The 13,677-nt window shown below is 66.0% G+C and carries 16 protein-coding genes; 5 read left to right on the top strand and 11 right to left on the bottom strand.

Going from position 1 to position 13,677, the window contains the following annotated elements; translation table 11 throughout:
- Positions 1–335: 335 nt before the first annotated feature.
- Positions 336–1,112 (top strand): SurA N-terminal domain-containing protein, encoded by a 777-nt coding sequence (locus HMI57_RS17120; protein WP_171587202.1) that lies wholly within the window; start codon positions 336–338, stop codon positions 1,110–1,112.
- A gap of 29 nt (positions 1,113–1,141) precedes the next feature.
- Here the strand turns inward: HMI57_RS17120 and HMI57_RS17115 are convergent, their stop codons facing one another.
- From HMI57_RS17115 to HMI57_RS17090, 6 genes are all read right to left on the bottom strand, one after another.
- Positions 1,142–2,923 (bottom strand): EAL domain-containing protein, encoded by a 1,782-nt coding sequence (locus HMI57_RS17115; protein WP_171587201.1) that lies wholly within the window; start codon positions 2,921–2,923, stop codon positions 1,142–1,144.
- A gap of 137 nt (positions 2,924–3,060) precedes the next feature.
- A complete protein-coding gene (locus tag HMI57_RS17110; RefSeq protein ID WP_171587200.1) occupies positions 3,061–3,327 on the bottom strand; it encodes a DUF3253 domain-containing protein in 267 nt (88 codons plus the stop codon).
- Between the two features lie 7 nt (positions 3,328–3,334).
- Complete coding sequence (locus tag HMI57_RS17105) at positions 3,335–4,621, bottom strand: adenylosuccinate synthase (protein WP_171587199.1); 1,287 nt, start codon at positions 4,619–4,621, stop codon at positions 3,335–3,337.
- 159 nt (positions 4,622–4,780) lie between these two features.
- Complete coding sequence (locus HMI57_RS17100) at positions 4,781–5,218, bottom strand: SRPBCC family protein (RefSeq protein WP_171587198.1); 438 nt, start codon at positions 5,216–5,218, stop codon at positions 4,781–4,783.
- Positions 5,219–5,307: 89 nt separating this feature from the next.
- Entirely contained in the window at positions 5,308–6,171 is an 864-nt protein-coding gene (locus HMI57_RS19630; protein ID WP_171587197.1) for an AraC family transcriptional regulator, read from the bottom strand.
- Positions 6,164–6,550 (bottom strand): DoxX family protein, encoded by a 387-nt coding sequence (locus HMI57_RS17090; RefSeq protein WP_171587196.1) that lies wholly within the window; start codon positions 6,548–6,550, stop codon positions 6,164–6,166. The genes HMI57_RS19630 and HMI57_RS17090 overlap by 8 nt, the downstream gene beginning before the upstream one ends.
- A gap of 47 nt (positions 6,551–6,597) precedes the next feature.
- Here HMI57_RS17090 and HMI57_RS17085 point away from each other — a divergent pair, with 47 nt between their 5' ends.
- On the top strand, positions 6,598–7,194 hold the full coding sequence (locus tag HMI57_RS17085) for a hypothetical protein (RefSeq protein WP_171587195.1): 597 nt from the start codon (positions 6,598–6,600) through the stop codon (positions 7,192–7,194).
- Between the two features lie 18 nt (positions 7,195–7,212).
- On the opposite strand, the gene HMI57_RS17080 is transcribed toward HMI57_RS17085, so the two are convergent.
- The 3 genes from HMI57_RS17080 to HMI57_RS17070 form a co-directional block, all read right to left on the bottom strand.
- A complete protein-coding gene (locus HMI57_RS17080; protein ID WP_171587194.1) occupies positions 7,213–7,632 on the bottom strand; it encodes a DUF3151 domain-containing protein in 420 nt (139 codons plus the stop codon).
- Position 7,633: 1 nt separating this feature from the next.
- Positions 7,634–8,653 (bottom strand): class II fructose-bisphosphate aldolase, encoded by a 1,020-nt coding sequence (gene fbaA / locus HMI57_RS17075; RefSeq protein WP_171587193.1) that lies wholly within the window; start codon positions 8,651–8,653, stop codon positions 7,634–7,636.
- Positions 8,654–8,826: 173 nt separating this feature from the next.
- The gene (locus HMI57_RS17070; protein WP_171587192.1) at positions 8,827–9,462 is read right to left on the bottom strand and encodes a TrmH family RNA methyltransferase; all 636 of its coding nucleotides are present in this window, start codon (positions 9,460–9,462) and stop codon (positions 8,827–8,829) included.
- Positions 9,463–9,525: 63 nt separating this feature from the next.
- Between HMI57_RS17070 and HMI57_RS17065 the strand changes: the two genes are divergently transcribed.
- Both HMI57_RS17065 and HMI57_RS17060 read left to right on the top strand, forming a co-directional pair.
- On the top strand, positions 9,526–10,305 hold the full coding sequence (locus HMI57_RS17065) for an HAD-IIA family hydrolase (protein WP_171587191.1): 780 nt from the start codon (positions 9,526–9,528) through the stop codon (positions 10,303–10,305).
- 4 nt (positions 10,306–10,309) lie between these two features.
- Entirely contained in the window at positions 10,310–11,044 is a 735-nt protein-coding gene (locus tag HMI57_RS17060) for a tyrosine-protein phosphatase (protein ID WP_346655252.1), read from the top strand.
- On the opposite strand, the gene HMI57_RS17055 is transcribed toward HMI57_RS17060, so the two are convergent.
- Together HMI57_RS17055 and pyrE are read right to left on the bottom strand one after the other, a co-directional pair.
- Positions 11,038–12,039, bottom strand: a complete 1,002-nt coding sequence (locus HMI57_RS17055) for a thioesterase domain-containing protein (protein WP_171587190.1) — start codon at positions 12,037–12,039, stop codon at positions 11,038–11,040. The genes HMI57_RS17060 and HMI57_RS17055 overlap by 7 nt on opposite strands.
- Before the next feature lie 16 nt (positions 12,040–12,055).
- Entirely contained in the window at positions 12,056–12,619 is a 564-nt protein-coding gene (gene pyrE, locus HMI57_RS17050; RefSeq protein ID WP_171587189.1) for an orotate phosphoribosyltransferase, read from the bottom strand.
- A gap of 94 nt (positions 12,620–12,713) precedes the next feature.
- Here pyrE and HMI57_RS17045 point away from each other — a divergent pair, with 94 nt between their 5' ends.
- On the top strand, positions 12,714–13,646 hold the full coding sequence (locus HMI57_RS17045) for a DUF5996 family protein (protein ID WP_171587188.1): 933 nt from the start codon (positions 12,714–12,716) through the stop codon (positions 13,644–13,646).
- The last annotated feature ends 31 nt before the right edge of the window (positions 13,647–13,677 follow it).

The raw sequence follows: 13,677 nt of genomic DNA, 5'->3' as shown, positions 1-13,677 counted from the left end.
GGGGGGGGGGGGGGGGGGGGGGGTGGGGGGTGGTCGGCGGCGTCAGAGTTTTAAAAAAGACAGAGCAGGATCCTCAGGAATGGGCCCCCCGGGGGGGGGGTGACCCGTTTGCGCAGCTCGGGGGGGTCCCCCCCCCCTTGGGTGGGTTGGGGGGGGTTGCGGGTCGATTGACCCGCCACACCTGCACACATCCCCGGGATACTGAGCTGCCCAGCGGCCGTAACCCACCACAGCTGCACACCGGGTTGTTGTGGGGCGCACACGCGACGCCCAGCTAACACCCATTGAAGCCTGATAGCTTCGCAGGTTGGTTAACTAACTGGCAGGAGATCGTTGTGCGGAAGAAGTTGTTACTGAGTATTGCTTTGGCTGGGATTGTCTCGGTGGTGTCGGCATGTGGCACCGCTGATGACGGCAGTGAGTCGGGATCCGAGACATCGCAGGCACCCGCCAATGAGAGCGCGGCCCCCGAGGCAGCACCCGAGGTCGCCGACCCTGATCTTGAGGGCGTCCCCGACGTCGTGGCAGTGGTTAACGGCACCGAGATTCCGAAGACCGACTTCGAGGCCGTCTACACCGCGCAGTATGAGACGGCAGCAGCTCAGTCCCAGATGTCGGGCGAACCCGTTGATCAGGACGCGCTGAAAAGCCAGACGATCGAGGGCATGATCGGCACCGAGCTGCTGATCCAGGAAGCAGCCGAACGGGGCATCGAGGCAACGGACGAAGCGATCACCGCTGCATTGGACGAGCTGGTCGCGACCTACCAGCTCAGTTCAGCCGACGAGTTCTACTCCACCCTGGCTGAACAGGGCACCGACGAGGAGACCGTCAATGAGCAGCTTGCCACGCAGGTTCAGGTGGAGCAGCTGATCGAGGAAGAGGCCGGCGACACCGCGCCCACCGAGGAGGAGCTGACCGCCGCGTACGACGAGGCTGTGGCACAGCAGGAGGAGCAGAACGCCGCGAGCGAAACGGAAACCGAGATTCCCCCGTTCGAAGAGGTGCGCACCGCTCTTGAGGAGCAGCTCCAGACACAGAAGCAGTCGGCTGCCGCCGAGTCACTGGTTTCCAGCCTTCGCGAGGCTGCCGAGGTGACGGTCAACCTGTAACCCAGGGACCGTCGGGCGGCGCCGGGTGTTCAGCCAGCGGCGCCGCCTATAGTGTGAACCATTTCGGTCGGCTCCATCGCGAACCAGGAGGCCAGTTCCGCCGCCGGTAGCGGCCTCGCGTAGTGATACCCCTGCGCGAGGTCGCAGTTGAGGTCGATCAGGGCCTCCCGTTGCCCCTCGGTTTCAACGCCCTCCGCGACCGCCTTGATCCCGACGGCGTGGGCCAACTGCACGCAGCTGGCCACAATGGCCGAGTCGCCGCTGTTGACGCCCAGCCCCGAAACGAAGGACCGGTCGATTTTCAGTTCGTCGATGGGGAACTGCCTGAGATAGGTGAGGCTTGAGTAGCCGGTCCCGAAGTCATCGACGGCCAGCCCGACGCCGAGTGCCTTCAGCGCGCTGAGTGCCCGGAGAGCCGCCTCCGGTCCCACCATGAGTGAGGTTTCGGTCAGTTCGAGGGTAAGCAGCGACGGGTCGAAGCCGTGGCGTCCCAGCACCGAGGCGACCCGTCGTGGCAGCTCCGGATCGGCCAGCTGCCGGGTGGAGAGATTCACCGCCATTTCCACCGGTCCCCGCGCGGGATCCTCGTCGGCCCAACGCATCGCCTGGGCCACTGCCTCGTTGAGCACCCACGCTCCGAGTTCGCGGATCAACCCCGATTCCTCGGCCAGACCGATGAAGTCCGACGGCGGCAGCAGTCCCCGGCTCGGGTGCTCCCAGCGGACGAGGGCTTCCACACCGGTCAGCCGTCCGTCCCGCAGGTTCACCCGTGGTTGGTAGTACACGCGCAGTTCGCCGTCGCTGATGGCGTGGCGCAGCTCCCCAAGGAGCTGCAACCTGTCAACGGCGGGATCCGACTGCGAGGGATCGTGCAGTTCCCAGGTGTTCCGCCCACTGGCCTTCGCCTGGTACATCGCGATGTCGGCCCGGCGTAGCAGGCGTTCCGGGGTGTCACCGTCCTCGCAGACCGCCGCGCCAATACTGGCGCTCACCACCACTTCCAGGCCCTCGATCATCAGTGGCTCCTGAAGGGCACTGAGCAACCGTCCTGCCATTTCGCTCACCTCGTCGACCCCGGTCGCACCATTGACGGTCTCGACGATGACGAACTCGTCGCCCGAGAGCCGGGAGACGCGCAGCGGATCACGGGCGGCATCCTGGAGCCGTCGCGCCACCGAACTGAGCAGTTCGTCGCCCGCGGCGTGACCAAGGCTGTCATTGACAGCCTTGAAGTGGTCCAGGTCAACGAAGAACACGACGGCGCGCCATCCGGGCGCGGCGCCGGCGAGTGCGGCATCCAGTGCGGTGATCAACGCGGTCCGGTTCAGCAGTCCGGTCAGGGCGTCGTGCGAGGCGAGGTGCTGCAGTCCCGCCTCGGCCGCAGCTCGCCGCGCCTCCGACTCTTCAGCTTGTCGCCTCGCCTGGAGAAGGTGTTGTTCGTAACGGCGCCGCTGATGCGCCCCAAAGATCCCGACCCGCACCAGGGCGGGAGCGCCCTCGGATTCGGGCACCCGGGTCGCGGACATCAGGGCGGCACGCCGCACCCCGTGCCTATCGATCACCTCAAGCGCCTGTTCCTCGACCGAACCGATCAGGTGCAGTTGGGGAATGCAGTGCATGGTGTACAGGAACTGGTCGCTGGCGGGCAGTAATTGGTGCAGCGGCGTAGCGAGCAGATCTGCCCGGGTGAAACCCGACCAGGAGAGGAAAGTGTCGTTGACGGCGGTGATGGTGCCGTCGTCGTCGGTCAGCAGGTAGCCGCAGGGCGCCTGCTGAAACAATGCCTCGTAGTCCAGCCCGTCGTCGCTCACGGCGAGGCCCGGGGCGCGGGGTGTGCCCGCTCGTGAAACGCCATTGCTGCCACCTCGGAAAGTGTGTGCGACGGCCGGTCTGTGGGCCGTCGGCTCCTCACTGAACTGTCGGCGGGCGCAGCCGAAATGTAAGGGGCCTAGGGACGCCTGCGTCGGATCCGGATCGGGCCCTTGATCGTTGCCGGGTCGATGACCGTCCCACCCTGGGTAATCTCCACCTCACCGGCGGCGACGAGTCGCCGGGCGGCGTCACGGGAGGCTTCCATCAGGTCCCGCCAATGCTCGTCGGACACGGCACGGGCCGCCTCGGACGGGCAGATCGTCGACTCCGGCGACCGTTCATCGAGCAGCCGCCGGATGGCTTCCTCAAGCAGGTGTCCGGTGTCGTCGCTGGCGGGACCCACTGGTGTCCTAGCCGATCAGGTCGTTGATGACGATGGTCTGGTCGCGGTCCGGTCCCACGCCGATGGCCGAGAACCGGGTACCCGACATCTTCTCCAGCGCCCTCACGTACACCTGAGCGTTATCCGGCAGGTCGTCGATGGTGCGGGCCGTGGTGATGTCCTCGGTCCAGCCGTCGAAGTATTCGAAGATGGGCTTCGCGTGGTGGAAGTCGGTCTGGGTCATCGGCATTTCGTCGTGCCGGACGCCGTCGACGTCGTACGCCACGCACACCGGGATCCGTTCAATTCCCGTGAGCACATCAAGCTTGGTGACGAAGTAGTCGGTGAACCCGTTGACGCGGGCAGCGTGGCGGGCCAGGACGGCGTCGTACCAGCCGCAGCGCCGGGGACGGCCGGTGTTGACCCCGAACTCGCCGCCCTTCGTCTGCAGGTACATGCCCATGTCGTCGAACAGTTCGGTGGGGAACGGCCCAGCGCCCACCCGCGTGGTGTAGGCCTTGATGATGCCCACGGCGCGGCTGATCCGGGTGGGGCCGATTCCCGAACCGACCGACGCGCCACCGGCGGTGGGGTTCGACGACGTCACGAACGGGTAGGTGCCATGGTCCACGTCGAGGAACGTGGCCTGACCGCCCTCCATCAGGACCACCTTGCCGGCGTCGAGCGCTTCGTTGAGCACATAGGTGGAGTCGATGACCAGTGGACGGAGACGGTCGGCGAAGCCGAGGAAGTATTCAACCACTTCCTCCACCTCCACATCGCGGCGGTTGTACACCTTGACCAGGAGTTCGTTCTTCTGGGCGAGGGAGCCTTCGACCTTCTGCCGCAGGATCGACTCGTCGAAGACGTCCTGCACCCGGATACCGAGCCGGGCCACCTTGTCCATGTAGGCGGGGCCGATGCCACGCCCGGTGGTGCCGATGGCCCGCTTGCCGAGGAACCGTTCGGTGACCTTGTCCAGTACCTGGTGGTACGGCGCCACCAGGTGGGCGTTCGCCGAGATGCGCAGCTTCGAGGTGTCGGCACCGCGGGCTTCAAGCCCCTCGATCTCCTCGAACAGGGCCTCGAGGTTGATGACGCACCCGTTCCCGATGATCGGGATTGCGTTGGGGCTCAGGATGCCCGCGGGCAGCAGTTTCAGCTCGTACTTTTCACCGCCGACGACGACGGTGTGTCCCGCGTTGTTTCCGCCGTTTGGCTTGACGACGTAGTCAACCCGTCCGCCGAGCAGGTCGGTTGCTTTGCCTTTACCTTCGTCGCCCCACTGGGCTCCGACAATAACGATCGCTGGCATGGGATCCTCCCCCATCGTTGCGACAGCATCCGCACAACACGCGATGCCGCCAGAAGTGCATGAGAATGCCCCAAGACCTGCGAGTGCATGAGCGCAAGAGATCTGGGGCTCTTACCACCCAAGTTTAGCAACAGATCCCCACAACGCTCAGCTTGATGACTAATCGGCGTCCACGGGAGGCCCTTCGAGGGTCTTTCTGAAGTTGGTCAGCTGGACCGAGTCCTCCCGGGCGATGGCCTTCCGGATGACCGGGCCCAGGAGTTTCATCGCACCGTCCGTGGTCACAGTCGCCACCAGGTCGACTGCCGTGGATCCGGCGTCGAGCGGGGTGAGGGAGTACTGGTAGTCAGCCCGGGTCCTGCCGACGTGCGAGGTCAGGGTGATGCTGCGCCCGGGAGCCAGCTGCGTCACCTCGGAGACCCGTTCCTTGCCGCGGGCCGTGAAGCGCAGCGGGGACCCGACCGCCAGGTCGCCATCGGTTTTCGGGTCGGATACACCGGGCATCCAGCGCGGTGCGCCCGACCAGTCGGTGAGTTGTGTCCACACAGTCTCTGCGGGGAGGTTGATCGTTTCATGGGAGGCGAACGCCTGGCTCATCGTGACAGCTACTTTCGGTCGGTGGGACGGAAGACGCCTCCACCGTAAAGCCGTCCGGCTCACAGGAATTGGATGGTTTTCACATCCTTCTAACCGCTGGGCACGAAGCCGGGGGCGGCCTGGTCGGGCGGATACCCGGCGCGCTGGGCCGCAAGGTACTCCCCCGGGGTGACACCGGTGTGCCGGGAGAAGTCGCGGATCAGGTGCGCCTGATCGAACCAGCCCAGCCCGGTCGCCACCTCTGCCCACCTCACCCGCTGGTGGACGTCGATATCGGCGAGGAGCCGGCGCAACCTGATGATCCGTGCCATTGACCGCGGGGACAGCCCCACGATCCTGGCGAACTCCCGGTCCAGGGACCCGTGGGCCAGGCCGAGCCGGGAGGCGACCACCGGCACCGGGATCATCGGGTCTTCCTGCAGCAACCGGATAGCCGCCTCACACCGTTCGAAGCCGGGGATCGAGCATTGCACATTCTTCGCGAGTGCCGCTTCGACTACGTCGACCAGCTCGGACAGGGGTGCCCCCGCGGCCACCGCTTGAACGAGCACCTTCCGGAGCGCAGACGCCGGTGGCCAGACGGCGTCCAGTTCGACGGCCCGCGCGCGCACCGCTGCCGGACGGACACCCAGCAATGCCTCGCACCCCACCGGCGTGGTGACGAAGCCGACGGCGAAGGTTTGTCCGGTCGGCTGGTTGATGATCGGCCCCTCGTGCGGGCCGATCAGGAATCCCCGGCGCATAGGGGACGGCTGCCCGCCGGGGTGGCCCTGGATGATCGGGGGACCCAGGATGATCGCCGCGACGGTGGACCCGGTCGGGGCAATGAGCTCACGGGTCGCCTTGAGTTGCCCGTGGGCGGCCCAGAAGGTCTCGACGAACCGGCCCAGTTCTCCGGCGGGTGGCCGGTAGTGGGACTCGAACGGTGCACGTTGGGCTCCCACATCAGTCACGGGGTGTGCTGCGCCGACCACGGGCCGGGAGGTGTCTCCGACCCTGCCAGGCCAGCAGCAGTGCGCCAGCTCCCAACAACACGTTGGTCCACACGTACTGGGGGTCGCCGTTGGCGATGTTGGTCACCGCAGCACCGAGCATGACCAGTACCAGGACCAGTGCTCCCAGGGTGCGCAGCCGGGGAACGAAGAGAGCGGCGCTGCCCAGGAATTCACCTGCGGCCGTCAGGTACACCGTCCACTCGGGCAGTCCCGACTTTTGGAAGGGAAGCAGCGCCGCAGGTTCGCCGATCACCTTTTCGATCCCGGCCCGCACGAAAAAGAACGCCAGGATCGCTGCCAACCCCAGCCATACCAGTTCACTCCTGCTCTTCTGCATACCGCCATGATGCCACCCGGGAGAGCTGCGGAGGAGAGAATGTCCTCATGGATCGTTTCGTGGGCAACATTGCAGGGCTCGGCACGGGGTCGGGGACACGGCTGGTGATCGGCAGGTGGGCCGAGTCGCCGTTGGGGGCGTTCACCGACGTCATGATGGAGGATGCCAGTGGTGAGCGGACCCTGATCGCCCCGTCGCAGGCGGTGGCCGACTACGTCAGCGCGACCTACAGCTTCGATGTGGTCCGGGTGGTTGATGTGGTTTCGACCCTCGACGACCGCCGGCTGACCGTGACCGCGGGTTCGCTGGCGGTTACCGCGCAGCTCGGCGCGGTGACGGTGCTGGGGCGGATGCTGCGCCTCGTTCCGGCGCGGCTTGCGACGTCGCCGGCCTGGCTGAGCCTCATCAACCCGGTGGCAGGCCTGGTCATGCCCGGGGTCAGGACAGCGGGATCGGCCGGCAACGGCCGCACTGAATACTATGGCGTCACGATGGCGCGGAAGGTGGTTTCCGCGACAGCCAGCCTGGATGGACGGGATTTGGGCAACCTGGCACCGCTGACACCGCCGGTTCGGTTCGGGTTCAGCTCCGCCCCCGCCGCTCCGATGCTGGTCACCGTAGTGACCAGCATCAGGCGACCGTGAGCTAGCTGCCCACTAGGCCTAGCTGCCCAGTTGCTTGCTGGCTTCCGGGTCGGATTCGCCAAGGAACTTCGCGATCCGCTCGGCCTCGTCGATCTCGCCGATCGATGCCGCCGCCCGGCCCAGGGCGTAGAGCGAGCGGAGGAAACCGCGGTTGGGTTCGTGCGAGTAGGGCACGGGCCCGGTCCCACGCCAGCCGTTACGGCGCAGCGCGTCAAGACCGCGGTGGTAGCCGGTCCTGGCGTACGCGTAGGACTCGATGGTGCGGCCGTCGGCGTAGGCTTCGTCGGCCAGGATGGCCCACACCAGGGACGACGTCGGGTACTTGGCGGCAAGATCTACCGCTTCGTCACCGGCGTCGATCCGGGCGCTGAGGTCCGTCTCCTCGGGAAGGAGGGTCGGCTCGGGGCCGAGGAGGTTGCGGCGGAACTCGTCGGACATACTAGAGCTTCTTTCCGGCGGAGCCCAGGGAGGCTGCAGCTTCCACGACGCGGGCGGCCAGGCCGGCTTCGGCGGCTGCACCCCAGACGCGGGGGTCGTACACCTTCTTGTTGCCCACCTCGTTGTCGACCTTGAGCACGCCGTCGTAGTTCTTCAGCATGTGGTCAACCACCGGGCGGGTGAACGCGTACTGCGTATCCGTGTCGATGTTCATCTTGATGACTCCGTAGGAGACGGCGTCGGAGATTTCCTGGTCCGAGGAGCCGGATCCGCCGTGGAACACCAGGTCGAAGGGCTTGTCCTTGCCCAGTTTGGAGCCGATCTGGTCCTGGATGTCCTTGAGGATCTCGGGGCGGAGCTTGACGCCGCCGGGCTTGTACACGCCGTGCACATTACCGAAGGTCAGGGCGGTCAGGTAGCGGCCGTGCTCGCCGGAACCCAACGCCTCGACCGTGGCCAGGGCGTCTTCGACGGTGGTGTACAGCTTGTCGTTGATGGCGTTCTCGACGCCGTCCTCCTCGCCACCGACGGTGCCGATCTCAACCTCGAGGATGATCTTCGCTGCTGCTGCGCGGGGCAGGATCTCCTTGGCGATGCGCAGGTTTTCCTCGAGGGTTTCAGCTGAGCCGTCCCACATGTGTGACTGGAAGATCGGGTTGTTGCCGCGCTTGACTGCCTCTTCCGACGCCGCGAGCAGGGGCAGGACAAACTCGTCCAGTTTGTCCTTGGGGCAGTGGTCGGTGTGCAGCGCAATGTTCACGTCATACTTCTTGGCTACTTCGTGGGCGAAGGCGGCGAAGCCGAGGGATCCGACCACCATGTCCTTCACCGACGCGCCGGACCAGTAGGCGGCGCCGCCGGTGGAGACCTGCACGATGCCGTCGGAACCGGCCTCGGCGAACCCGCGCATCGCCGCGTTGAGGGTCTGGGAGGAGGTCACGTTCACGGCCGGATACGCGAAGCCCCCAGCCTTGGCACGGTCGATCATTTCTGAATAGATCTCAGGTGTTGCGATAGGCATAAGGACTCCTTCGTGGAATGCGTGCGTAAACAGGCGGGATGGAAACTGACCGCTTAAGCCATCCTATTCGACTGCCCGATCAGCAGAAACGGCCCCCGGGGTCAGGTTTGCCGGTTGCGCGCGACCGTTCAGACCGTCCGGGCCGTTTCTGGCCCCAACGGGTGCGCTCATGGTCAGACTCCCTGCCCGAAGACGTGCCGGCGGACCCACCCGTGCATGGCAATCGCAGCAGCGGCCGAGGCGTTGATGGACCGGGTAGACCCGAACTGGGCGATGGAGAGGGTGGCATCGGCAGCGGCGTGCACCTCGGGTGTCAGGCCCGGTCCCTCCTGGCCGAAGACCAGCACGCAGTTTTCCGGCAGGTCGTAGGTTTCCAGGGGCACGGAATCCGGGAAGTTGTCGATCCCGATGATCCGCAGGCCCTCCCCTTCCGCCCACGTGACGAACTCCTCGACCGTGGGGTGGTGCCGGACGTGCTGATAGCGGTCGGTCACCATCGCGCCCCGTCGGTTCCACCGCCGTCGTCCGATGATGTGGACTTCCTTGGCCATGAAGGCGTTGGCTGTGCGCACCACAGACCCGATGTTCAGGTCGTGCTGCCAGTTCTCGATGGCAACGTGAAAGTTGTGGCGGCGGGAGTCGAGGTCTGCGACGATCGCCTCGTGGGTCCAGTACCGGTACCGGTCGACGACGTTGCGGGTGTCACCCGCGGCGAGGAGTTCGGCATCCCAGTGCTCTCCCTCTGGCAGTTGCCCCTCCCAGGGGCCGACGCCGACCGGGACCAGCGGGAATTCGGGATTTTCTTTCACGCTCCCAGCCTAAGGTGAAAGACTGAGGTCCTAGAGCACCGCCGGACGGCAGGGAGAGATCACATGCGTGAGAACGAACATATTGAGTGCTGGCTGACGGACATGGACGGTGTCCTGGTGCACGAGAACCAGGCGATCCCAGGCGCTGCGGAGCTGATCGACCGCTGGGTGGCCACGTCCAAGCGCTTCCTGGTGCTGACCAACAACTCCATCTACACTCCGCGGGACCTCGCGGCCAGGCTCAAGGCCTCCGGTCTGGAAATTCCGGAGGAGAACCTGTGGACCTCGGCTCTGGCCACGGCGCAGTTCCTCAAGGAACAGTTGCCGGGCGGCCGGGCGTACGTGATTGGGGAAGCCGGCCTGACAACGGCACTGCATGAGGCCGGTTTCGTGCTCACGGACCAGGCCCCCGACTATGTGGTGCTCGGGGAAACACGCACCTACTCGTTTGAGGCGATCACCAAGGCCATCCGGCTGGTCGAGGGCGGCGCACGGTTCATCGCAACGAACCCTGACGTCACGGGGCCGTCAAAGGAGGGGCCGCTGCCCGCAACGGGGGCGGTCGCCGCCCTGATCACCGCTGCCACCAGCCGTGTTCCCTACATTGTGGGCAAACCCAATCCCATGATGTTCCGCTCGGCCATGAACCAGATCGACGCCCACTCCGAAACCACAGCGATGATCGGCGACCGGATGGACACCGACATCATTGCGGGGATGGAGGCGGGGTTGCACACGGTGCTGGTGCTCAGCGGTATCACCCAGCGCGCCGACATCGACGCGTACCCTTTCCGGCCCGCCCAGATCATGGAGTCAGTGGCGGACCTGATCGAACAGGTCTAGTCCGGTGCCCGGGGTGCTCAACCTGCGGGACATCGCCGAGCTCACCGCCGCCGATCCACGGGCACCGGTGCCGGGCAGGGTGTTCCGCTCCAGCCAACCGTTCGACTGGGACCGGGCGGCGACCATGGATTTCCTGACGGCTCAAGGGATCCAGTCGATCGTTGATCTGCGCAGCCACCGTGAGGCGGGGATGGCACCCTGGCAGGTAGCCGCCGACGCGGGGATCGATCTCTTTGCCGCCCCGTTGGACCCATCCGACGCCAACCCGGCGTCGACCATGGGGTTGCTGACCGCTGAGGACCTGGGCAACTACTACGTGGGGTGGCTGCACAGCCGGCCCACGGTGGTGGTCGATGCGCTGGAGCCGATCGTGGCGGGCCGGACCACCCTGGTGCATTGCGCCGCGGGCAAGGACCGCACCGGAGTGATCACCGCGGTGATTCTCCTCGTGGCCGGAGTCGCCGACGAGCTGATCATCAAGGACTACGCCCACACGACTGGCGCCCTGCCGGAGATTCTGCCGGCACTGGCGAAGCTGTGGATGGGGGACGCGCCCGCCGGGACTGGCCGCCTGTCGATGGAGAACCCGCCGGTGATCCTGACCTCGCCGGAGGGCGCCATGGCCACGTTCATCAAGGGGCTGCGCCGCGAGTTCGGAACCGTCGACGCGTTCCTGGAGGGTGCCGGAATGGACCGCCGCGACCTGGGCCGGCTCCGGAGAACGCTCAGCGGTCAGTAGGCGCTTCGCAGGGAACCGCCCTGTGGCAGGGGCAGGAACTCGTCCTGCAGCGCGACGACGATGCTCTGATAGATCAGTGGGTTCCACTGCGGGCTGGCGTGCGCGGGAAGGGCACCCTCGGTGACGTAGTCGGCCGACACCAGGTTGTCCGGGAAGGCTTCCGCCCAACCCGGCCTGGCCCGGGCATAGTTGACCGTGCCGTCGTTGGGGTTGCCGATGAAGGCAATCTGCGTATCACCCAGCGTCTCCTGGAAACGGGTGACGTTGTAGTGGTAGATGTACGAGGACTGCGACTGGATCAGGACGCTCGACGGTGCGAGCGGGGAGAGTTGCTCAAGGGTCTGGTTCAGGATCTGCCGCCAGGTGCGCTCGTTCTTGTTGACGATCCGCTCGCCCAGCTCGTAGCTGCCGCGCAGCACAGTGGGGACCCGGTAGCCGGCGTCGTACAGGAACACCACGCCCTCGAACACGGCCTGATCCAGTACGTCATCCCGGGAGTGGGGACTCGAATCGAGGATGATCAGCTCCACAGCGATTCCCAGCCCGCGCAGCTGCGATGCCACCTCGATCGCCACCATCCCGCCGAAGCTGTGGCCATAGAAGTAGAGCGTTTCCACCTGGAAAATCCTCACGTACCGGTTCAGGGCGGCGACGATGTTGGCGACGTTCAGCCCGCGGTTCGAATATCCCATCACCGCGATCTGCCCGCGCTGGCTGAGGGCGGGCTGGAGGGAGTTGGCAATCCAACCACCCTCTTCCCAGCCGGTCTTGTAGCCGGGGAAGATGATCCACCGTGTCCGGGGGAACCGGCGTGCGGCTTCCGCGTCCTCGACGGGGAGTATCTGCAACTCCTCGCGTTCCTCCTGGATCTGGCGGGTCAGGAACAGGTCGGCGGCGAGGGTGAGCCCAAACGCGGAGCCAGCGATGAAGGACCGGCGGGACATGCCTTTGATCCCGTGCGCATAGCGAAGCAGCCGCTCGGCGTCCTCAGTCATCGGTCTGCCCAGGGTGCTAGCTCAAGCCGAGCTCATCTTTACCGAACGCGTAGAGGTAGGGCACCCCGGCTTCCGACTCGATGCGTTCCTTGGACCCGGTGTCCCGGTCGACGATGACCGCCACCGCCTGCACCTTGCCGCCCGCCCGCCGGACACCTTCGACGGCGGTCAGTGCCGACCCGCCGGTGGTCGAAGTGTCCTCGAGAACGACGACGGTCCGGCCGGCGACGTCGGGGCCCTCCACCTGACGGGCCATGCCGTGGGTCTTCTGGGTCTTGCGCACCACGAACGCGTCAATGCCTCGGTTGTCGCGGGCGGCAGCGTGCATGACGGCGGTTCCCACCGGGTCGGCACCCATGGTCAGTCCGCCAGCGCTCTCGAAGGCGATGCCGGCGTCGTCGAGCATTTGCAGCATCACCTGACCCACCAGCTGCGACGCCTCGTGGTGAAGGGTGATCCGGCGCAGGTCGATGTAGTAGTCGGCTTCCTTACCGCTGGACAGGGTCACTTTCTCGTGAACGATGGCCAATTCCTGGATGAGTTCACGCAGGCGGTCGCGGGCGGCGGTATCGACGGTCATGGTTGCAATCCTAATGTCTCTTCCGGTGGCGACATGCGGGATCCGGTTCGGTAGGCTCTGTGACACCTTGACCCTCCCCCGAGAGGAACCCGCTATGGTGCAACGCGACAGCGACGCAACGGCATGGCCCCGTCTCCGTGTCGACGATTGGTCTGACACGCGGGACACCCTGCATATGTGGACGCAGATCGTCGGCAAGATTCGGCTCGCCCACGCCCCCCTGCTCAACCACTGGTGGCAGGTCACGTTGTATGTCAGTGCCCGCGGATTGACGACGTCGGCCATCCCCTACCGGGACACCGTTTTCGACATCGAGTTCGACTTCTGCGACCACCGGCTCAGGGTCCGCAGCGGGGACGGGCAGACCCGGGAGCTGGCCCTGGCACCCATGCCGGTCAGGGATTTTCATTCCTGGATCATGGGGGCGCTTGCCGAGCTGGGCATTGAAACGGTCATCCAGGCGCGGCCCAACGAGGTGGATCCGGCGATCCCGTTCGCTGAAGACACCGTGCACGCCTCCTACGACCCGGTGGCCGCCCACCTCTTTTGGCGTCAGCTTGTGCAGGCGGACCGGGTGATGAATCAGTTTCGGGCGCACTTCATCGGCAAGGTCAGCCCGGTCCACTTCTTCTGGGGCGCCATGGACCTGGCGTGCACCCGCTTCTCTGGCCGGGACGCTCCAGTGCACCCCGGCGGTGCCCCTAACTGCGGTGACTGGGTGATGGAGGAAGGCTATTCCAAGGAGCTCAGCAGCTGCGGATTCTGGCCCGGCGGCGGGGAGGAGGGTGCGTTCTACTCCTACGCCTATCCGGAGCCGTCCGGGTTTGCCGACCAGCCAGCCGGACCGCCGGGCGCTTTCTATTCGGTCGAGAATGGGCAGTTCCTCCTGCCCTACGAGGTGGTGCGATCCGCGCCGAACCCCGACCTGGTGCTCTTCGAATTCCTGCAGGCCACCTATGCCGCGGCAGCAACGACCGGCCAGTGGGACAGAACCCGGCTGGAGACGGACCCGACCCGGTGGGACTGACCCAGCCGGGATGAACCGGTCGCGGCTGAGC

This window comes from Arthrobacter sp. 260 (genome assembly GCF_013116745.1).
Lineage (GTDB): Bacteria > Actinomycetota > Actinomycetes > Actinomycetales > Micrococcaceae > Arthrobacter_D.
The sequence above is the reverse complement of the archived record's forward strand: the minus strand, read 5'-3'. Positions and strand labels throughout refer to the sequence as shown.